The organism is Lutimonas vermicola, assembly GCF_038433205.1.
Taxonomy (GTDB): Bacteria; Bacteroidota; Bacteroidia; order Flavobacteriales; family Flavobacteriaceae; genus Lutimonas; species Lutimonas vermicola.
In genome coordinates, this window is record NZ_JBCDNA010000003.1 from 631,739 (window position 1) to 653,932 (window position 22,194).

At 35.2% G+C, this 22,194-nt stretch carries 16 protein-coding genes; 12 read left to right on the forward strand and 4 right to left on the reverse strand.

The window, feature by feature from the left end; translation table 11 throughout:
* Nucleotides 1-2 precede the first annotated feature (2 nt).
* The 7 genes from AABB81_RS14825 to AABB81_RS14855 all read left to right on the forward strand — a co-directional run bounded on the left by AABB81_RS14825 (nucleotide 3) and on the right by AABB81_RS14855 (nucleotide 9,876).
* A complete protein-coding gene (locus tag AABB81_RS14825) occupies nucleotides 3-1,184 on the forward strand; it encodes a glycosyltransferase family protein (RefSeq protein WP_342161339.1) in 1,182 nt (393 codons plus the stop codon).
* Between the two features lie 18 nt (nucleotides 1,185-1,202).
* The gene (locus tag AABB81_RS14830) at nucleotides 1,203-3,341 is read left to right on the forward strand and encodes a bi-domain-containing oxidoreductase (protein ID WP_342161340.1); all 2,139 of its coding nucleotides are present in this window, start codon (nucleotides 1,203-1,205) and stop codon (nucleotides 3,339-3,341) included.
* The gene (locus tag AABB81_RS14835; protein ID WP_342161341.1) at nucleotides 3,316-4,518 is read left to right on the forward strand and encodes a delta-aminolevulinic acid dehydratase; all 1,203 of its coding nucleotides are present in this window, start codon (nucleotides 3,316-3,318) and stop codon (nucleotides 4,516-4,518) included. Before AABB81_RS14830 ends, AABB81_RS14835 begins: the two co-directional genes overlap by 26 nt.
* Before the next feature lies 1 nt (nucleotide 4,519).
* Nucleotides 4,520-5,218, forward strand: a complete 699-nt coding sequence (locus AABB81_RS14840) for a WecB/TagA/CpsF family glycosyltransferase (RefSeq protein WP_342161342.1) — start codon at nucleotides 4,520-4,522, stop codon at nucleotides 5,216-5,218.
* 45 nt (nucleotides 5,219-5,263) lie between these two features.
* A complete protein-coding gene (locus tag AABB81_RS14845) occupies nucleotides 5,264-6,235 on the forward strand; it encodes a hypothetical protein (protein ID WP_342161343.1) in 972 nt (323 codons plus the stop codon).
* 14 nt (nucleotides 6,236-6,249) lie between these two features.
* Nucleotides 6,250-7,101 (forward strand): polysaccharide deacetylase family protein, encoded by an 852-nt coding sequence (locus tag AABB81_RS14850; RefSeq protein WP_342161344.1) that lies wholly within the window; start codon nucleotides 6,250-6,252, stop codon nucleotides 7,099-7,101.
* A 402-nt stretch (nucleotides 7,102-7,503) separates the two neighbouring features.
* Nucleotides 7,504-9,876, forward strand: a complete 2,373-nt coding sequence (locus AABB81_RS14855; RefSeq protein ID WP_342161345.1) for a GumC family protein — start codon at nucleotides 7,504-7,506, stop codon at nucleotides 9,874-9,876.
* A 135-nt stretch (nucleotides 9,877-10,011) separates the two neighbouring features.
* On the opposite strand, the gene AABB81_RS14860 is transcribed toward AABB81_RS14855, so the two are convergent.
* A complete protein-coding gene (locus AABB81_RS14860; RefSeq protein WP_342161346.1) occupies nucleotides 10,012-14,013 on the reverse strand; it encodes a T9SS type A sorting domain-containing protein in 4,002 nt (1,333 codons plus the stop codon).
* An 804-nt stretch (nucleotides 14,014-14,817) separates the two neighbouring features.
* On the opposite strand from AABB81_RS14860, the gene AABB81_RS14865 reads away from it, so the two are divergent.
* Entirely contained in the window at nucleotides 14,818-15,126 is a 309-nt protein-coding gene (locus AABB81_RS14865) for a hypothetical protein (RefSeq protein WP_342161347.1), read from the forward strand.
* 206 nt (nucleotides 15,127-15,332) lie between these two features.
* Nucleotides 15,333-16,862 carry an SDR family NAD(P)-dependent oxidoreductase gene (locus AABB81_RS14870; RefSeq protein WP_342161348.1) on the forward strand — a complete coding sequence of 510 codons (1,530 nt, stop codon included), beginning with the start codon at nucleotides 15,333-15,335 and terminating at the stop codon, nucleotides 16,860-16,862.
* 329 nt (nucleotides 16,863-17,191) lie between these two features.
* Here AABB81_RS14870 and AABB81_RS14875 read toward each other — a convergent pair whose 3' ends face one another.
* Nucleotides 17,192-17,983 carry a DUF2797 domain-containing protein gene (locus AABB81_RS14875; protein ID WP_342161349.1) on the reverse strand — a complete coding sequence of 264 codons (792 nt, stop codon included), beginning with the start codon at nucleotides 17,981-17,983 and terminating at the stop codon, nucleotides 17,192-17,194.
* Between the two features lie 228 nt (nucleotides 17,984-18,211).
* Here AABB81_RS14875 and AABB81_RS14880 point away from each other — a divergent pair, with 228 nt between their 5' ends.
* Complete coding sequence (locus tag AABB81_RS14880) at nucleotides 18,212-19,354, forward strand: hypothetical protein (protein ID WP_342161350.1); 1,143 nt, start codon at nucleotides 18,212-18,214, stop codon at nucleotides 19,352-19,354.
* 115 nt (nucleotides 19,355-19,469) lie between these two features.
* Here the strand turns inward: AABB81_RS14880 and AABB81_RS14885 are convergent, their stop codons facing one another.
* Nucleotides 19,470-20,612, reverse strand: a complete 1,143-nt coding sequence (locus AABB81_RS14885; RefSeq protein WP_342161351.1) for a 5-(carboxyamino)imidazole ribonucleotide synthase — start codon at nucleotides 20,610-20,612, stop codon at nucleotides 19,470-19,472.
* A 15-nt stretch (nucleotides 20,613-20,627) separates the two neighbouring features.
* Complete coding sequence (locus AABB81_RS14890; protein WP_342161352.1) at nucleotides 20,628-21,053, reverse strand: Rieske (2Fe-2S) protein; 426 nt, start codon at nucleotides 21,051-21,053, stop codon at nucleotides 20,628-20,630.
* A gap of 227 nt (nucleotides 21,054-21,280) precedes the next feature.
* On the opposite strand from AABB81_RS14890, the gene greA reads away from it, so the two are divergent.
* Both greA and AABB81_RS14900 read left to right on the forward strand, forming a co-directional pair.
* A complete protein-coding gene (greA, locus tag AABB81_RS14895; RefSeq protein ID WP_342161353.1) occupies nucleotides 21,281-21,754 on the forward strand; it encodes a transcription elongation factor GreA in 474 nt (157 codons plus the stop codon).
* 39 nt (nucleotides 21,755-21,793) lie between these two features.
* On the forward strand, nucleotides 21,794-22,189 hold the full coding sequence (locus AABB81_RS14900; protein ID WP_342161354.1) for an HIT family protein: 396 nt from the start codon (nucleotides 21,794-21,796) through the stop codon (nucleotides 22,187-22,189).
* Nucleotides 22,190-22,194: the final 5 nt, after the last annotated feature.

Sequence of the window (22,194 nt, forward strand, 5' to 3'; positions counted from 1 at the left end):
ATATGAGTAGTACTGTTTTTATTATTAGTCCAACAGAATCCATTTTGACGAAAAGAGGAAAAAGACATCCAAATTTGGCTTCTTTTTTAGTAAAAAAAGGTGTCAAAATCGAATACTACACATCTACAATTAATCATGCAGAAAAGAAAAAAATATGCGAAGAGGAGATTAATAATGCTTTAAAAAAATCCGATTATCCAATAACGTTTTTTGATGCTGGATTATATAAAACTAATATTACAGTAAAGAGAGTTTTTTGGAATATTAGGTTTGCAAATAAAGTATTTTGGAAATTAGTTAGAGAATCTAAAAAAGGGGACATAATAGTTTTCCCTTCTAGACCTTCAGAACTTCTTTTAGTTGGCTTTATACTGAAAAAAATTAAACGTATTAAATTATTTCTTGATGTAGAAGATCCTTGGCCTGATGGTTTTTTAATAAATAATAAGATTATTAAATTTTTGTTTTTTTCTTATTGTAATATTTTAAACTATATATCAATTTCGAGTTTTGATGATGGTGTTCATGTTTCTCCAAGTTTTTTAGATTGGTTAAAGCGTTATAATCATAAATTTGATTCAACCTTTACACCTTTGGGTATTACGCCAGATGAAGATAAGCCAGAGTTTATCAAAAATTATTTAGAGGAACCTAAGATAATTAAATTCTTTTATGGAGGAACTCTTTCTCTTGCATTTGATATACTTCCAATTTTAAAAGCGTTTTCTAATAACAAACAGAGATTTGAACTTATTTTGGCTGGAGATGATGGGAGTGGTAATAGATATAAAGCAGTTCATTCTTTTTTAATCAAAAATGATATTAAGCACGATTCTTTAGGTATACTTAGCAAAAAGGATTTAATAAATAATTTAGGTAAGTGTGACATTGCTATAGTTCCAATGGTCGTAGGAGGTTTGCCTAAAAAATTCTTTGATGCAATTGGATGCCACAAACCTATATTAAGTTTAGGTAGTGGAGGGACCTCTATAGAAGTTAAAGAAAAACAGATGGGATGGACTTCGTCCTTTGATTCTAATGAGATTATACAAATACTTGATGAAATTAACAAAGAGTCATTAAATAATAAAATAAATAATATTAGAATTAATAGAGACTATTATTTTGAACAAAATTCAATTAACATTATTACAAATAAATTAAAAATTATGATGAATAATTGAATCATAAAATAAAATTAAATGCAACAACTCACACAAAAATTAGGTTCAGGGGATATGGTCATACAGGAAATTCCCTATCCACAAGTCGGCAAAGGAATGGTTATTGTAAAGAATCATTACTCTATTATCAGTGCCGGAACTGAAGGCTCAACAGTGCAAGCTGCACGTAAAAGTTTAATGGGAAAAGCCAAAGAGCGGCCACAACAGGTAAAACAAGTGCTGGATACTTTAAGAAAGCAAGGTCCTCTCCAAACCTATAGGGCAGTCATGAAACAGTTAGATGCTTACTCTCCCCTGGGATATAGTTGTTCCGGTGAAGTTATAGAGGTAGGAGAAGGCGTTACAGAGTTCAGGGCTGGTGACAAAGTGGCCTGTGCAGGCGTTGGCTATGCCAATCATGCCGAAGTGGTTGCTGTTCCAGTTAATTTATGTGTAAAATTAAATGATACTTCCAACTTAAAAAATGCAGCCTACAATACATTAGGGGCTATTGCTATGCAAGGTGTACGGCAGGCGGATATGCGTTTGGGTGAGACATGTGTGGTTATTGGGTTGGGTTTATTAGGGCAATTAACCGCCTTAATGTTGAAAGCTTCTGGTGTGACTGTTATTGGTATTGATGTATCTGACAGTGCTGTTAAAACAGCTGTAGATAATGATGTGGTCGATTTAGGCTTCACCAGAAACGCAGCAGGAATAGAAGGACAAATACAAAGAACAACCAATGGCCATGGTGCAGATACAGTTATTATCGCAGCCGCAACTTCCAGTTTAGATCCTGTTAATTTTGCAGGAGCCATTGCACGCAAAAAAGGAACGGTTGTTATTTTGGGAGCCGTCCCAACCGGTTTTGATAGAGATCCTTTTTGGTATCGAAAAGAATTGGAATTAAAAATGGCTTGTTCCTATGGTCCTGGACGCTACGATCTGAATTATGAAGAAAAAGGGATTGATTATCCTGTGGCCTATGTGCGTTGGACAGAGAAACGCAATATGGAAGCCTTTCAAAACTTACTGACGACTCAAAAAATTAATATTGATTACCTAACCACTCATGAGTTTTCTTTTAATGAAGCACCAAAAGCTTTTGATTTGGTGGTCAATAAAACTGAACCTTTTATAGGTATTGCATTGAAGTATGACTATTCTAAAACACCAAAGCAAGAAAAAATCATCACGAATGAAAAGAGTGCTTCCGGTACATTAGGAATCTCATTTATTGGAGCAGGAAGTTATGCGCAAGGTAATTTACTGCCTAATATTCCAAAGAAAGAAACGATAAGTAAAGTCGGGGTACTGACAAATTCTGGTACTTCGTCTAAAAGGGTAGCTGAAAAGTTTGGATTTAACTTTTGTGCTTCCAATGATGCCGATGTTCTGGATGAAAAGACCAATACATTATTTATTGCCACCAGACATGATTCCCATGGAAGCTATGTACTGAAAGGATTAAAAGCAGATAAGAATATATTTGTAGAAAAACCTTTATGCCTTAGAGAATCAGAGTTAACAGAAATTATTCAGGAACAAGAAAGGTCTAATAAAGCTGTGATGATTGGTTTTAATCGACGATTTTCTCCTCTTACTCAAGCTATTAGGGTAAAGTTTGGAGATGGACCTAAGTCGATGATATACCGAGTTAATGCGGGAAGCATTCCTGCTGATAATTGGATTCAAGATTTGGAAATAGGAGGAGGTAGAATACACGGTGAAGTATGCCATTTTATAGATTATTTAACGTATGTATCTGGTAGTATGCCAGTTAGCTTAAGCGCTCAAGCTATGCCTGACGTAAATGGTTTAAATGATACGCTTAATGTTTTATTGAAATTTGAAAATGGCTCAACAGGTGTTATCGCCTACTATGCTAATGGCTCAAAGTCATTATCTAAAGAGTATATTGAAGTATATTCTCAGGGAAGTACTGCCATATTGAACGATTTTAAAGAATTAAAGATTTACGGAAAAGGTAAGCCTTCCAAAAAGAAATTAATTAATCAGAATAAGGGCCAAAAAGAAATGGTGGAAGCCTTTGTTAACGGCTTGCTGTCTAATGGTAAAGCACCAATTTCATTTAATGAGATCACAGCAGTCACTCAAGCTACATTTAAAGTTTTAGAATCTATAAAGCGTGGAGGAGAGCAAGTTGAAATTTAATGTTACATCAAGCTTTTTAAAACTCAAGAGCTATTGTGAATCTGAAAGTTTTAAAGGATGGGATCCCTATGATGGCTTAAACTCTAAGGTGTTTCAATGGACCCCACTTAAATATTGGGATTTAGCTCGATTGGCATGGATACAAGGGTTTAAAAGGTCTCCTATTAATTTTAGAATACTATTAGGAGTGCCAAAAGAATACAATGCCAAAGGTGTTGCATTATTTTTAACAGGATATTGTAATTTATATCATATCGCAGAAACAGGAAATTTTAATTTTGGCACTAAAGAGGAAATAAAAAAGCATATTGTTGGACTAGCTGATTTATTGTTGAAAATGCAAAACAAGAACTATAGTGGTGCTTGTTGGGGATACAATTTTGATTGGCAGGCAAGACGTTTATTTTTATTTCCTAAAAACTTACCAACGGTAGTAGCAACTTCTTTTTGTGTGGAGGCTTTATTAAAAGCCTACGAAATCACAAAGAATGAAGAATATTTAGAGACATGTAAGTCGACAACTAATTTTATTTTAAAAGATTTAAACAGATCTGATTTTAAATCAGGGTTTCTGTTTTCTTATTCCCCCATGAATGGTAATAACACAGTTTTAAATGCAAGTTTGTTAGGAGCAAAAGTATTAAGTCAGTTGTATTATTATACGAAAGATGAACTTTTGAAATCAACAGCAGAAAAGACAGTAAAAGCGTGTTGTGAAGCACAACAGGAAGATGGCTCCTGGGTATATGGTTTATTACCTGTTCAAAATTGGATTGATAGCTTTCATACAGGATATAATTTAATTGCAATTCAAGCATATCAAGACAATACTGGAGATCTTCAATTTCAAGGTCATATTAAGAAAGGGTTTCAATATTATATCAAGAATTTTTTTCTATCAGATGGCACCCCTAAATACTATCATAATAAGACATATCCGATAGATATTCATTGTCCGGGTCAACTTTTTGTAACCCTGGCCAAGACCAATACGTTTGCAGAAAATAAAGATTTGGCAGCAAATGTTTTAGAATGGACTCTGAACAATATGCAAGATAAAAAAGGTTATTTTTACTACCAGTTAAAAAAAGGCATAAGCTCCAAAATATCCTATATGCGATGGAGTAATGCTTTTATGTTCAATGCCTTTACGGATTACCTAAAAGAAATTACCTAAGATGGAATCAAAGCTTTTAAATGGAGTTAAGGCCTACGCACCTCAATCGCGAGATGAATTAATTGGATTCGCCATGGCCAATAAAAGTATTTTGGTAGCATTGAACGCTGAAAAAATAATACATGCCACGGACACTACCCGCGCCATCATTGGCCGAAATATAAGCTATCCGGATGGTGTTGGTGCCGTTTGGGCTCTGCGAAAAAAGGGATGTAAAAATGTAAAAAAAATCCCAGGTTGTGAACTTTGGTTGGATATTGTAAAGACCTATTATAAGTCTAAAACCTTTTATTTGGTCGGTGGCAAACAGGAGATTATTGAGGCCACCGTAACAGAATTAAAAAAGGAGTTTAAAGGCATTCAAATTGTTAATTATAGAAATGGTTATATCAAGACTGACCAAGAACAAAAAGAATTAATAGAGGATATTGTTCTAAAAAAGCCTGATATCGTTTTTGTGGCTATGGGCTCTCCAAAGCAAGAATTGCTCATGGAGGAAATTCAAAAACAACACGCTGCTCTCTATCAAGGCTTAGGTGGAAGTTTTGATGTATATATTGGGGCAGTAAAACGTGCACCAAAGTGGTGGGTGACAAACAGTATGGAGTGGACTTACCGTTTAATTAAACAACCAACACGCATAAAGCGCCAAATTCATTTGGTACGTTTTTATATACTTTTACAATTAGGTCGATTGTAAAATTATAACTGGCTGAAACATTTATATTGATTTGAGCACAATCTAATGGAAATAAAAGTTTGTACAACCCTTGAATGGACCGATAAAATATGGGAAACATATTTGCAGAGTTTTAATACAGTCTTTAAAAAGGATTTTGATATGAATCATTTTAAAGAGAAGTATTTAAATGTATTAGATAATTCTTCTTACCATGCCTTATTATTAGACGAAACCAAAAATGTTGTCGGGGGTTTATCTGTAATGCCTTTTAAATATAAGAATGATTTAAAAATTATCAGATTGGGGCAAGCTGTTGATTCTTTTATTATTGAAAAGTATAGAACGGATCCATTAATGCTCAGAAAAATGTATGTACAACTTAAAAAACTTTTAATAATCAAGGATATTAAAGCTGTTTTAAGCGTACCTAATGAAACTTCATATCCATATTTTAAAAAAATTGTGAAATGGAAAGACGTTGGTGATTTAAACTATTGGATACTGCCAATTAGAATTGGTAACATGATAAATAAATGGCATTTTTTAAATTTCCTTTCATTGCTATTTGTGCCTATTTGGTTAGGTTTTAATTATATAATAATGCTCATTGCAAACAATAAGGAAAAACGTTCCAATTACGAGTTAGTGTTAGATGACAATTTTTATCAAAACAAATTTACATCTGAGTATACTAAAATAACCTTAAAAGATATTGTTTTCTATTTTAGAATCTATAATGAGGAAGGCGTAAAAACAGCATATTTGATGGATGTAAAACAAAATAACATACTTACCTTTAAGTCTATATATAAGGCTGTTAGCTATATATCTAGAAAGACTAATTCAGATATGGTATTGTATGTTGGTTCTATTAAATTGTTTCAGACAATATTGATAAAAAGTCCAAAAAGGTATGAGCCAAAACGCTTACCGCTGACATGTGATATTCTAAATAAGGATGAAATTGATCAATATTCAAATATGTTTGAATTGGACAGTTGGAATTATGGATTAATAAATTTTGATGTTCGATAAATGATAAGATATAAATGAATATTTTAACCTTTGATATTGAAGAATGGTTTCATTTTTTGGACAATGCTTCCACTAAGACCGAAAACCAGTGGAAAAATTATGAAATTCGTATCTATCAAAATATGGATCGAATTTTTGAGGTGTTAGAAGCTACGAATACCAAAGCTACTTTTTTTGTATTGGGGTGGATTGCTGAGAGATATCCGGAAGTTGTCACTGAAATTTGTAATAGAGGTCATTCTATTGGTAGTCACGGCACTTCCCATCAATTAGTATATGAGCAAAGTAAAGAAATCTTTAGGTTGGATGTGGATAGGTCTATTAAAACGCTAGAGGATATTTCTGGTAAAAAGATTACCATGTTTCGGGCACCTGGTTTTTCAATTACCGAAAAAAACAAATGGGCCTTTGAGGTGCTATATGAGCTTGGTATTGAGATAGATTCTTCGGTTTTCCCTGCTAGGAGGGCCCATGGCGGTATGCCGTCTTATCACATTGCACAACCTTCAATACTGAAATACAATGGTATAGAATTAAAGGAATTTCCTGTTGACACACATAATGTTTTTGGTAGATCCTTCGTTTATTCCGGAGGTGGTTATTTTAGATTAATGCCATATAGCTTGATCAAAAAATGGACAGCTGCAGATAATTATGTGATGTCATACATGCATCCCAGAGATTTAGATGCCAATCAGCCCATGTTGAGAGGTTTGTCAATGGCTAGAAAATTTAAGGGCTATATCGGTTTAAATTCATCACAACAGAAATTTACAAAATGGCTAACGGATTTCGAGTTTATAGATTTAAATACAGCATCAAAAAGAGTGGATTGGAACAAAGTAGAAATAGTAAATTTAGATTAAATAATGGTGTTCAGTCTTTTTAGGATATTCTTCTAAAACTGGTCTTATAGGTATGATATCAAAACAAAAAATAAATTATCTTTGTTTATTTTAGCGTATAATGTTAATGCCAGCAATAAAAGGTGTTAAATCTCAGGGTATCCCGCACAGTTGTGGGGACTGAACCCAATATTAGGAATCGACCCAAGTGTTGAGGTATTTAGCCTAGATCCCGCCGAAAAAGCGGGATTAGTTCGACAGACTAAAAAATGAAAATGGATTTTTCAGGGTCTCACGAATAAAGTTTCCGGTATTGTGCCCGATCGTAAATAAATCCATTAAAACAAATTGTAATTAAATTAGGTAAGAAGAGGTTGCTATTAGACAAAATAGTAATTTCATTTCCATTAAAGTATCAAGGATATGCGAGACAATAATAAATACAAAAGCGTTAATATTGATAATGGTGATCAGCAGGCTGACGAGATTAATATCCGTGAAGGCCTTGAAAAATATGGTTACTATTGGAAATGGTTCTTGCTGGGAGTCATAATAGCCTTGGCGACGGCCTTTGTATACCTGCGTTATGCTACCTATCAATATGAAGTGTCTTCCACCATCTTAATTAACGATACAGAAAATGGGGGAGGGATAACCTCAGAGCTCTCGGCTTTTCAAGACCTGGGCTTAATTGCCGGTTCAAAAAGTTCACTGGAAACTGAGATGGGCGTCTTAAAATCGCGTACCCTCATGGAGCGGGTCATCAAGGAGCTGGGCTTACAATTAAGCTATTATGCAAAAAGCCGCATTGGTATTGATGAGGTTTACCAAAAAGAGATGCCCTTCAATATCAATTTATTTGTAAATGATTCCATCCTCCACCGGTTAAATACTACTTTTACATTAACTGCAAGATCTACCACTCAGTTTATCTTGGCTGATGTCAATGGTGATGAGGTAAAGGAATGCGTTTTTGGCGAAACCATTAAATTTAAATTTGGCGATGTGGTGGTTACCCCAAAGAATATCAATAATGTGAATATAGGCCAAGAGATCATCGTAGAAATAAAACCCGTGGAAACAGTAGCCATTGGCTATAAAAACCGTATTGAAATCTCCCAGGAAAGTAAAAAGTCAGGCCTGTTGGTAATCACCCTGAAGGATCCTGTAATAAATAAAGCGAAAGCCATTCTTGATAATTTAGTGAGCCAATATAACAGAGATGCTATTCAAGACAAGATCCAGATAGCCGAGAGCACTGAGACCTTTATCAATAACAGGATAGACGATATTTCTGTAGAGCTGACCAATCTTGATCTTGGGGTGCAAACCTATAAAATCGAAAATAGGTTAACGGATATGGCTTCTGAAGCGGGCATCGTGTTGCAGTCAAACGCTGAATTGGATAATCAGATCGTTAATCTCACCTCACAGATCAAACTCATTGATTATGTGATCGATTATATGAAAACTAATAAGGATGACCTGATACCTGCCAATTTGGGCATGTTGAATGAAAACACCAGCCAGAACGCCCTGGATTATAACCGTTTGTTGCTGGAACGCAACAGACTGTTAAAAGGGGCCAATGAAAACAATCCAACTGTGATCAATTTAAATGATCGGATTGTTCCCTTAAGGCAAAGCATAGAGCAAAGCCTGCTCAACGAGCGTTCGTCACTTAGCATTTCATTGAATGAGGTGAGGATCCGGGAAGCGGAGTTGAGTTCCATAATGTATTCAGCCCCTAAAAAAGAAAGAGAAATCAGAGATATACAAAGACAACAACAAATCATAGAGACATTATATTTGTATTTGTTGCAAAAAAGGGAGGAAAATTCTATTACACTAGCCTCAACAGCACCCAATGCCAAGGTTATTGATAGAGCGTATGGTAATAATTACCCGGTCTCACCTAATAAAAGAATCATTTATTTGGGGGCGTTTTTACTGGGCCTCATTGTGCCCTTTATTATTATTTTTGTCAGCATGTATCTTGACAATAAGATACACACCTTCGAGGAGTTAGAAAAGATTGTAAAAGCGCCTATTTTGGGCGATATCCCTAGCGCTAAGTCTGAAAAGGTTGTGGTTATTTCTGGGCAAGACAATAGCAATGTGGCAGAGGCATTCCGCCTGTTAAGGACCAACGTTAATTTTATGTTGCCAGGAATTGCCAAAGAAGGCAAAACGATTTTTATTACCTCAACCATTAGCGGTGAAGGCAAAACATTTATAGCCATTAATTTGGCATCAGCCCTGACCTTGCTGCACAAAAAAGTATTGCTGATAGGGGCTGATATTAGAAAGCCAAAAATTGCCACCTATTTGAAAGTCAAACAAGAAAAAGGGCTTTCCCTTTTTTTAATAGATAACAGTTTGAAGGTATCAGATGTTATTGTGCATCATGATAAAACGAATTTGGATATCATCCATTCGGGTATCATTCCGCCAAACCCGTCAGAATTATTGACCAATGGCCGTTTTGATGAAATAATGAGCTATGCAAGAGCCAATTACGATTTTGTGGTGGTTGATACGGCTCCTGCAAACGTTGTTACGGATACGCTGCTGCTGAGCCATCATGCTGATCTATTCTTGTATGTGGTCAGGGCCAATTTTCTTGACAAGCGATTGTTGAAAATCTCGAATATGATATATGAGAATAATCGCCTGCCTTATATGTCCATCCTGATCAATGATACCAATTATGAGAAGAGAGGATATGGCTACGGCTATGGTTATGGTGAACAGAAAGTTAAAAAATCATGGTTAAAAAGAATATTTACATCCTAGTATCAAGTCAAGCATAATCTTTAAGGCCAAGCCTTATTCCTTGTTACTTCGAAACTTTTTAAATAATATCAAAATGTCCTAAATAAATGAAAGATTTAGTTTAAGTTCCAAACTCTGATATATAAAATATATTAATTACTGCACCATCACTTTCTTTACTAAATATTGCTCAGCAGTATATAGGCGCACAAAATACAGTCCATCATTATACCTTGAAAGGTTAATTTGTTTCTCAAATTGTGTCTTCTCTCCGGTTATGTAATCTGAATAAATAAGACTTCCATTAGTGTCATTGATTATGAAATTTGCGTCTTCATCCAAATTATTGATCAAGATAGTAAGCTTTCCTTTTGTTGGATTTGGATATACAGCCATTTCCAAAATAGCCATATCTTTTTCGTCACTAATAATTTGGTTTTCACAATTTTCTACAGTTATCGTTACAGAATCTGTATTTGACACGCCTCCACGAGTTGCCGTCAATTCATATGAAGTCGTTCTATTCGGGCTAACTGAAATACTACTTGACGTTTCTCCATTACTCCACTGATAGGTTTCACCTCCGGATCCATTTAAAACAATAGTTTCACCAAGACAAATCGTCATGTCTTCCCCTGCATCCGCTTGCGCTGGAAGAGGTCCTGTATCAATTGTTGGTTCAACAACAACTTCAACATCATCAATATCATAACAAGATCCTTTATATGCTGTTACAGAATATGTCATCGTAGAATTTGGGCTTACATTTATTGAATTTGTTTTTTCTCCTGTATTCCATATATAAGTATCTCCACCAGTTGCCACAAGGGTTATGGTTTCACCTTCTATAATTGTTCTATCTGAACCGGCATTGGCAGTTACACTGTTTACTGTAACATTCACATCATCCGAATCTGAATTACCATTCGAATCAGAAGCAGTCACAATATAAGTTTGTGTAGAATTAGGACTTACTCTAATACTGTTTGTAGTTGCTCCGGTGTTCCATAAATAAGTAGATCCTCCAGATGCTGTTAAAGTAATACTCTCTCCTGAACATATAGACATATCGGGACCTGCATTCGCTGTAACCGAACCTGTATTGGGATTTACCGTCACCTTAACTTCATCTGTAGCTTCACATCCATTTTGTGTAATAGAAACTGAATAGGTCTGAGTTGATAATGGACTTACAGTTATACTTGATGTTGTTGCTCCTGTGTTCCATAAATACGAATTCCCACCACTAGCTGTTAATGTAACACTATCTCCCTCATTAATAATAACATCTGACCCCGCATTGGCATTAACACTGTTTACCGTGACTAGTACATCATCGGTATCTGAATTACCATTAGAATCTGATACTGTAACTGTATACGTTTGTGTAGAATTAGGACTTACAGTTATACTCGATGTTGTCGCTCCCGTACTCCAAGAATAATTAGAACCTCCCGAGGCTGTTAGTTTAGTATTTTCTCCTTCACATATCGAAACATCTGAACCAGCATTTGCAGTAACGGAGCCTGTTGTTGCATTAACATTAACCCTGACTGTATCTGTATCATCACAACCATTTGAACTCGCTGTAACAGTATAATTCTGAGTTGATAATGGACTTACAGTTATACTTGATGTTGTTGCTCCTGTGTTCCATAAATACGAATTCCCACCACTAGCTGTTAATGTAATACTATCTCCCTCATCAATAGTAACATCTGACCCTGCATTGGCAGTAACACTGTTTACTGTAACTATTACATCATCCGAATCTGAATTACCATTAGAATCTGATACTGTAACTGTATATGTTTGTGTAGAATTAGGACTTACTGTAATACTATTTGTTGTCGCTCCTGTACTCCATGAATATGTTAAGCCGCCTGAAGCTGTTAAGGTCGTGCTCTCTCCTGAACAAATTGAAACATCGGATCCTGCATTAGCTCTTGCTGAACCCGTAGATTGATCTACATTCTTGTTATAAGTATCTATATTTAATTTTACAGATGTATTCGCATTGAAAATTTGATTAAAACCCAACTCTGAAGTTCCATTATTATTTGCAAATCTTATTTGAGTAGCAGTGTTATTTGTACCTGAATTAACTACTTTTACAAATGTACCATTACCATCAGTTTCTCCATCATTATTATTCGCTCTAAATGTTCTTGGTGTATCTCCAGAATCTATAAAAGATACTTCCCAATGATCAGTATTATATGACAGAGTAAAGTCAAAATAAAATATCTCCTCTCCATCATTTACATTGTATGTTCTTCTATAAGTAGTATCGGGTACAGAAGGTTCTCCTTTTGCTAACACCATGATTCGTCCATAAGCGAGACTTGGAGTTCCGTAAAAAGTTATATTTTCATCTATATTATATATTGGTGAATATTCATTTGTACCAATAAAATAATTATTTGAATTAAAGGTAATTTCATTATTACTAATATTAGATTCTCCATTATATGATTGATATGAAAAATAAGGAACGGAGGTTGCGTCTGGATATAATTGAAGATCATTATCAGTCATTTCAAAATGGGCAGTATCATGTTGTCCAAAAACCATATGATTCTTAAGTGTTCCTGTATTATTATTAAAAGCAATAGAACCTATTTTATCTGTATTAGTCGTCCTAAGATCAGTAACTCTAACCATAGCAGGCATAAAATCTTGTTGATTTGTATTTAAAACATTAAAGGTATTGTTACTAAACACAATACTTTTAGGAACATTAGCGTCTGTCATCGGTAAAGTTTCCGTATATATATTATTAGAAAAATCTAAATTAAAAGTGTTCCCAGAAACTTCATAATTAGTTGCATGAGCCTCAAAAGTTTTTCTCCCCCTAAAATTATATATATCAAATACGTTATTTTTAATATATGTTGCAACTGGGTTTTCCCGTTCAACACCTGTTTGAGCAAAGTAAACATAACCGTATGCTTTATTTGCACCTTCAAGAACAACCTCATCAATCCAACTTTCTTCAACAATAAAATGATTATCCTCTACATTTCTAACAGGCAAAACATAATCATCAGCCGCACCTTTCATTTTGATTAATGTGTTCATCTCATCATTAGAACCATTATCAAATTTAACATTATTCTTATTTACATTGTTTTTATAATTAACGATGTTGCAAGATAAATACGAGTCATAAACAGCTTTTTCGGTTAGTGTTGTCCATATACCCTCTGTATGATTTCTTAAATAATCTACTTGGTGAGCTTCAAAAATACATGTAGTAAGGTAAGAACCTAAAGAACCTTCACATTCCCAATCCACATCATTGTGTGTATAGTTATCAGTATAAGTAAATAAAGGTCTTAAAGCATATATGTCAGATTCATATGTATGGTCATTACTTGCGCCTATTCCATATATAACACCATCAAAGTTATGAGTATAATTATTAACTATCTCACAAACATCAATAGGAAAATCATTCATTTTAATAGGAGCCTTCCTATTGTTAGTAATAGTGTTATTTCTAAAAATAAAACTACCTATTTTATAAGTAGATGGATCAGTTGTTTTCCCTGGATTTTTATAATATATATAAATGTTTCCATTAAAAGTGGAGCTATTAAATTTTATTATTCCAGATGAAGTACTTGATAAAGGGTAATAATAAAACAAACGTAAATCTCCACCACCAGAATATACATCGCTGAACGTAACACCTCCTACTTCAATATTTTCAATATCTTTTATATTGAATAATGTTGTAATGCTCTCATTTGACTTTAATTCCCCTCCGTTGACGCTTGACAATCTTATATCGGATGAGGTTAATTTTGTTGAAGGGGTTTGTATATAATAAACTCCATCTATATCTATACCTTCTGGATGTGCATTTATTCCTGCTATTAATTTATTGGCATTATTAAGAGCTTCCGATTCATTATCTTCTACTAAACCAAGAGAACTTGTGGTTGTTGCGTATGCGACTACTGTTTCTGCTCCTGTGTCGACTGACCATGGTTGCCCATTTGTTCCAACTAAATTTATCTGACCTATGGTTAAAAAAGGCAGTAAAAAAAATAAGTATATTAGTATTCTCATTAGTCTAAAATTACTTTTAATAGTTTTTTCATTTTTTAGCATAATAACATAGGGTCCTAAATGGATTAAAATTTTAATCAATCAGGGGAGCATTAATAATAAAATGAATAGATTCTTTTCTTAGCGTTCTTTCTTTAACGATAATTTTAATATATTATTGCACTAGTAAAATATATCATTCATTTGAAAAACTAAGCAAGAGTAATTGCAAAAACTAAAGAGAATCTAAAGATTTTAGGCAATTTTATGGTATTGTTAATAAAAAGTATTCTATTGTAAATAAGTGGTGAGGTTTGTTCACAAAGAACTAGTTTTAAGTCAAGCATAATCTTTAGGACCAAGCCTTGTTCTTTTTGTTTTTTGCTTTGCTAAAAAATGACTCACGTAGCTACGGCTATGCTCACTTTTTTTAGCTTTCGAAAATTCCAAAAATGACTTTGACTTACCCGAAATCTCATACATGACGTAACACTAGTGGTTTTCAATGATTGGAAAGATCATTAGTGAAACTCTTTTTTTGAAAAGCCTAAAAAGTGAATTCAAAATAGCTAGTTGAACTAATCCTGCTTTTTCAGCGGGGTCTTGGTTTAATACATCGACTCTTGGGTCGATTATTATTATTGGGTTCAGTCCCGACAGCTGTACAGAATGCCCTAAGGTTTAATGCCTTTTGTGTTAGAATTGATAATAAGTTACAAATTAAAAATAAATACTTGTAAATATTATTATTTGTGGTTTATGAAATATGAAAGACAATAATCTTAAAAAATTGAAATATTTTTACATAAATTTACGTTTTTACAGTTGAATATATAAAATATTAGAGATATCGAATTCATCAAAAAATTAATTGACTATTATGACCGGTTCCGAGTGTTGTTTCACGTGTCTAAGGATGGGTATTTTGCACATTTCAATGTAGGATTTTTAATCGGTGGTCTAGTCTTCTATTTAATCTTTAAGAAGACCGGTAATAAAATAAAATCTTTAGTTTTCGGAATATTGATAGCGGCCTTTTTTGGCGTTGGTAAGGAGCTTATTGATCCTTATTTGGGACGTAATGTAGACATATATGATTTGATTTATACTGTTTTAGGAGGTGTTGTTGGGTCAGTTATAATTTTAGCTATAAAGATTTTTTGGCGAAAAAAGAAAGGTCAAGATAAAAAAAGCACCTCAATGATTGACCCCTAGTGAATGGAGGGGTTTTTAATTTTTTATACCTTGCTCATCAAGAACCAAACAAATATTTTCATTTACCTATTTGCATGATCAATCATGGTTTGAGTGTTTAAATCTATTGCAAAAGATCATGATTTTTTGATGATTTTGTCGATTAGAAGACAATATTTAACCAAGTTGGCTGTAATCCATAGACATAACTAATTACTTAAACGGAAATGGTAAAATCTGCAAAAAAAATCGTTATAATAGGAATTGGAAATATTGGATTTTCAATATTGAAACAATTAAATAACACTAATGATACCGTTGAAATAATTGCCATTGCCAGAAGATACCCTACTTATTTAGAGGATTATTCAAGTCAAATTAATGATAATATCAAACTAACATTTATAGAAGCTGATGCCACTGATGAATCTAAGTTTCAAGAAATTGTCAATGGTGAAAACCTAAACGATATAAATGTATTGATTTCAACGGTTGGGTTTTCTTCGCAGTCATATGATTTCGATGAATACCAGAAGGATTTTAATAGTAATTTCTATGGAAATGTTATCCCAATTAAAGCATTGCTTAACAAAATACCCATTCACTCCGGTAGCAGGATAATAATCATAAGTTCAACATCTGGTAATAAGGCTCCAAAAACTGTTAATTCATATGCTCCTTCAAAATTTGCACTAGAGACTTTTTCAAGCGCCTTGCAACAAGAATTAATAGAAGATGGAATATTTGTTGACATTATTCGTCCAACAAATATAATAAATGAATTTTCGGATGTTTTTAAAACTAATAGAGGAATTAGCGCAAATCTTGTAGGAGCGAGAATATTAAAGCTGATACAACTAACATTAAGAGGTTCTCAAGTATCAGGAAAGAAAATCTTTGTTCCTTATTATTTCTTTGGACTTAGAATTTTGGAAAGAGTATTTCCAAATATATTAAACCATATTTTTGGTTTAAATTCTAAGTCTAAAAGGCGAAGAGAATATAAAAAACATTTTGTAAATAAGGTTTTAATAACCGGCGGATCTTCTGGTTTGGGGCTTGAATTAGCTAAAATATATGCCAAACATTCTGGTGAAGTTATTATTACAGGCAGAAACGGAGAAAAATTAGTTGAAGCACATAATCAATTGAAAAAAATATCCAATTGTAAAGTAATAACCAAACAAATAGATTTTATATCAATCCATGATTTGAAAGATTTCCTAAAAGAAATTGGAAATGTTGATTTGCTGATAAATAACGCGGGTCAACATTTATCCAGGTCCATAAAAGAAACGAGTATCAATGAATATGTTGAAATTTTAAATGCGAATTTTTTTAGCCCGTTGTTATTAGCTAATCATTTAATATTCAATTCGAATACACGAAAGGTAATTAATATACTTTCAACAACTGCAATCTGTGGAAGAAAGAATCACAGTGCATATTCTTCCTCAAAATCAGCTCTTTGGGCATATTCCAGATCTTTAAGAAGACATAAAGGAAATCGTATCCAGGTTTTAGAAGTCATACCATCAACATTCAAATCTGACCTTAATCGTAATGCTCGGAAAAAAGTAAATGAAGCGATAGTCAAGTCAAAAAATGATTTATTGGAATCAAAAGAAGTTGCCGAAAGAGTTGTAAAGGCAGAAAAGTCGGGGAAAGATATTTTATTTATTCCTTTTAAGTCTCGATTGTTCTTATTGTTGGAAAGTCTATGCTATCCAATATTCAGAAAGATGTTCTTAAAATAAAAATTTGGTGAATATCTTGCAGAGTTTGAATGTCTGTCAGTGTTCGAATAAGGAGGCTGATATCTGGTATTTGGAAAATTGGAATTTGATACTAGATATTAAAATAATATTTCTAACTGTTTGGAATATTGTAGTGCGTAAAGATGGGAACGCGTTTTAGTGGGCTTTCCGTCTTATAGCTTAAATTTTGAAAATTGAATATCGAATGTCGAATGAGGAATTTCGAATATAGAACTTATATCAGTGACGCACACTACTTCGAAATTCAGCATCCCTTGTTCGGAGTTCAACATTTAAACCTGCCTGCTGTTAGGCAGGAATCTCAATTCTCAAACCCCAACCTCCACAACATACCCCTCCCAGTTCCTCACATTAAAAACGGTTCCATCCTCAAAGATCAGGTATTGACCTTTTATACCTTTTAAAACACCTTGATACAATTGTGTTTTGTCCAGGTTCAGGCTTTTGATCTTCTGTGGATATTTTTCAACCGGAAAGGAAATTTCCGTTTCCTTGTTGTTTTCGATCACATAAGGTTTTGCTTCTTCAGGTACAAAAGCAAAGAGTTTGTCTCTTTCCTCAGCCAGATTCAGGTCCTTAACATTATTTGTCAGCATCCTTCGCCAGTTAGTTTTATCTCCTACATGATCCTTTAAGGCAACTTCCGTGATCCCGGCTAAATACCGATTAGGGACCTCTACAATTTCAATGGCTTCATGCGCTCCCTGATCGATCCATCGGGTAGGGATCTGTGCTTTTCGAGTAACGCCTACTTTTACGTCGGAACTATTTGCCAGATAAACCACGTGAGGCTGTAATTGCGCTTGTTTTTCGAATTCAAGGTCTCTATCCTCAATATCAAGGTGTGCGGTGCTTAATTCGGGCCGCATGATCCAATCCCCGGTTTGGGGCATTTTATAAAAGCAGTCATAACAGAACCCTTGCCTGAAAATCTTTTTATCCTCCCCACAGGCCAGACACTGGTATTTGACAAACCCGATCGAAATGGTTTTGTTGATCAATTGATTCATGTTCAGAAAATCACCGCCCATATCGAGGTAATAATTCACTGGTGAAATGAATTCTGTTGTCATTTTCTTTAGTACTCCTGAGTATTTCATATTTGTTTAAAATGCTTGAATTCAACTTCATCTTGTTTTGTCAAAATAGAACAGAATTTAATAGATTATGTATTAATTTCTTTATTGGAATAGTAACCTCAACTTGGTCGTAAAAGGCTAATAGGCAAAAATAATGTAAAAGTCACTAAAAGAGTCATTTGCATGAAAAATTTTTGTTTTACCAAAAAAAAATCATAAGTTTACATTAATTTTAAAACCCCTCAAGCTATGAAGAAATTATTTTCACTCATTTTAATGTTATTTATTGTCGCTTTTTATTCCTGTAATGAGTCAGGAAATTCGGATGAATTAGAAGCGGCGCAAGCTGACTCGAATGCCTATAAAGGAGGCCCGAATCAACAAGATCATGTTTACGATTTTACTGATGTAATGCAAGGTGAAAATGTAAAAGACGAAGGTTGTTATACGGAAACCAAGGAATTGTATGGCGGTCAATCTATAGATGTTGGTGGCCTGACTTATTCCAGTGATAACGAAAACATTTACATAACGTACACGACGGAAGGAGATTGGTATTTGGAGGAGACCCATTTATTTGTGGGCTGCCCTAAGGATGTTCCATTCAACAATGCCGGAAATCCTGTAATCGGTGCTTTCCCGTTGAAAGCGGAACATGATCCTATGGTTCAATCTTACACCTACATGATTCCCAGAAGTAATTTTGACAACTTGACATGTTCAAACGCTCCATGTGAAGGAGGCCTTGCTGTTATTACCCATGCTTCTGTAAATAAATTGAACAGCAGTAACGAAGTGATTCAGCAGGAAACCGCTTTCCAGCAATGTACGCCGGATACAGTGGATTTCCCTGGCAACCGTTGGGGATGCTGGGATTGGTTCTGCCCTCAGGACTGTGAGTTAACTGAAGCTTGGTTGTATAAGGAAGGGTATCCATCGCGGATTAAGTGCTTCGAGCGAACTGAATCCGATGGGGACAAAGATTTTGGCTTTAGTAATAAATTTCAATATCCATATGGGGGCACTTATCCGGTATACACAAATGTTGGTGAGGATTGTGATGTTAGTTCAAAGATAAAAGTAGGCACCCTTAGACAAATTTTTGTGAATAAGGGAGAACCTGCAAATAAATGGGTTAGATTTATTTTCACAAGTGAAGGTGATTATCTAAATGCCAATGGAGTTATGTCGATATGGATAGGTTGGCCAGACCCCGTTGACAATGGCATTTTTGTTGGTGATAATTCGGGTCTGTTTTTGACAGATGTTGTTGATGGTGAGTCGGTTTTTGATATTGAAGTAGATTCTTGGCCTGGAACTCCTGGAGATGGAGGTTTTACCACTGGTAACCCACAATATTTTGTGGTTTCGAAATTCACTCTGGAGAATTGATTAAATTATTTAATTTTGATAAAAAACCGCCCATCATGGCGGTTTTTTTTGAGTCGAGTATTACTGATTTTGAAAGGATAGCTTGATCTGGACTTGCGAAACTTATCTGAAAGAATTACTTCGCCACAACCCGAATCGTCTTCTTCACCATCTCCGCAACCCTCCTTGCTTCGTCAAGATCTTGATTTACAATCGTTACGTGCCCCATTTTGCGAAAGGGGCGGGTGTGTTTTTTTCCATAGATATGAGGAGTAACCCCAGAAATATGCAAGATGTCATCCATACCTTCATAAACAACGTCTCCCGAATAGCCTTCTTCTCCCACCAGGTTCACCATGATGCCGGCTACTTTATTATCAGTATTGCCCAGGGGCATATTCAAGATAGATCGCAGGTGCTGTTCGAATTGGCTGGTATAAGAAGCTTCAATACTGTAATGACCGCTGTTATGTGTTCTTGGGGCAACTTCATTGACAAGGATCTCATCATCCTTAGTCTGGAACATTTCCACGGCTAAAAGGCCAACGATGCCGAGTGCATCTGACACGTGCAAGGCAATATCCCTTGCTTTTTCGGCTACGGCGTTATCAATCCTTGCCGGGCACAATACGTATTCTACCTGGTTGGCCGTTGGGTGAAATTCCATTTCAACCACCGGATAGGTTTTGATTTCACCTTTTTCATTTCTTGCCACAATCACGGCGAGTTCGTTTTTAAAAGGAATCATGTCCTCAGTAATGGAATCCACATCCGGTAATCCTTGCAGATCCTCTGCAGAACGGATCACCTTTACTCCGGTTCCGTCATAACCAAACTGAGCTGATTTCCATACAAAAGGAAATTCAGTCATATCACCTAATTGCTTAGCCGATGCATGACGAGTATAATCTGCAGTAGGGATGTTGTGATTCCTGAAAAAGTCTTTTTGCCTGCCTTTGTGCTGAATGATCTCAAGCACATTAGGCTGAGGATAGATCTTTAGGCCTTCTTCCTCTAATTTTTTGAGGGCGTCGATATTGACATGCTCAATTTCAATGGTCAATACATCGACGGTTTTTCCAAAATCATAAACGGTTTGATAATCCATCAAACTTCCTTGATGAAACTCATTGCAGATCTCTGCACAGGGGGCATGCTGGTCCCCGTCGAGAATCACGGTAAAAATATCATATTTCTGCGTTTCGGTAAGCAACATGCGGCCCAGTTGGCCGCCTCCGAGGACCCCTAGTCTAAAATCGGATGAAAAGTAATTTTCCACAGGATTAAAATAGAATTAAAAGTTGGTTATTTGAAGGGTATTGGGACCCGTTGTCAAGACCCGGTATTGCCTCGCCGCATAATTGATCCCATCTGTAAGCGGCGCTCCGTTCAGGATATTAAACCTGCTGTCATCACAAGAACACTCCATGGTCAGGCCATTATTTACCGTCATTTGTGAACAGAGCTGCGGTTTGAGATGAGGTGCGCTTCTTTCATAGGCCAGATAGGTATCAACCCCATAATGATAGATAATGATACCGCTTATGCCGCCTTGTGAATACGCCCATCCACCCACAACCTGAAGGTCAATAAATTCAGGATTGTTCAGAAATATGGTCTGATTTACAGGCTTATTCGGTAGGAGATCATTAAAGTCATTTCCATCATCATTGCAGGAAACGAAAGTCAGTATGACCAAAAGCATTAGGAGTTTTTTCACGATCTGAATTTTTCCGCAAGGTACAAATAATTTGTCTTGTGCAAAGACCGTATTCATTGCCTTGAATGGCGAAATAATTGAAATAAATTCGACTAAATCGGCCCATAATAAAATAGAATTTGGTACATTTGTAACTAGATCTCATTCCATATTCTTTGGTTTCGAGATTTTTTTCTTTATATGTAAACGGAACAATCCAAGGATTTTTAAAATTAAATTGTTGTAAAATGAGTGAAGTAGCCTACTATTCTGCCGAAGGTTTGAAAAAATTGAGAGATGAACTTGAACAATTGGAACACGTTGAACGTCCGAGAGTGACTAAGGAGATTGCAGACGCAAGGGATAAAGGGGATTTGAGTGAAAATGCCGAATACCATGCTGCCAAAGAAGAGCAGTCAATGCTGGAATATAAGATAGCCCAGTTAAAAGATACGCTTTCCAAAGCGAGATTGATCGATGAATCATTGCTCGACACCTCCAAGGTGCTGGCTTTGTCAAAAGTAAAGATCAAAAACCTTGACAATAAAATGGAATTTGAATATACGCTTGTGGCGGATGCGGTTTCTGATCTTTCACAGGGGAAGTTATCGGTCAGTTCCCCAATCGGGAAAGGGCTTTTGGGCAAAAAGGTAGGAGATGTTACGGAGATTCAGGTGCCCAGCGGTATCATGAAATTTGAGATTTTGAATATCTCGAGATAAGGCTTAAGCCAATTTGTCTAATAGCAACCAAACCGGATTATGAGCAGTATTTTTACAAAGATCATCAAAGGGGAAATTCCAAGTTACAAAGTAGCTGAGAATGAAGATTATTTTGCTTTTTTGGATATCCATCCAAATTCAAAGGGTCATACGCTTGTTGTGCCCAAAAAGGAAGATAACCGTTTGTTTCACCTGAGTGAAGACGAATACCTGAAGCTCATGCGTTTTTCGTATAAAGTTGCCAAAGCCATTGAAAGAGCCGTTCCTTGTGAAAGGGTAGGGATGAGCGTCATAGGGCTCGAAGTTCCTCATGTACACGTTCATTTGATTCCCTTGCACAGCATGGCGGATGCCAATTTCTCTAAAAAAGAACAAGTTTCTCCTGAAATGTTCAAGGAGATAGCCCATGAGATTAGCAGGAATATGGTGTATTAAGATTA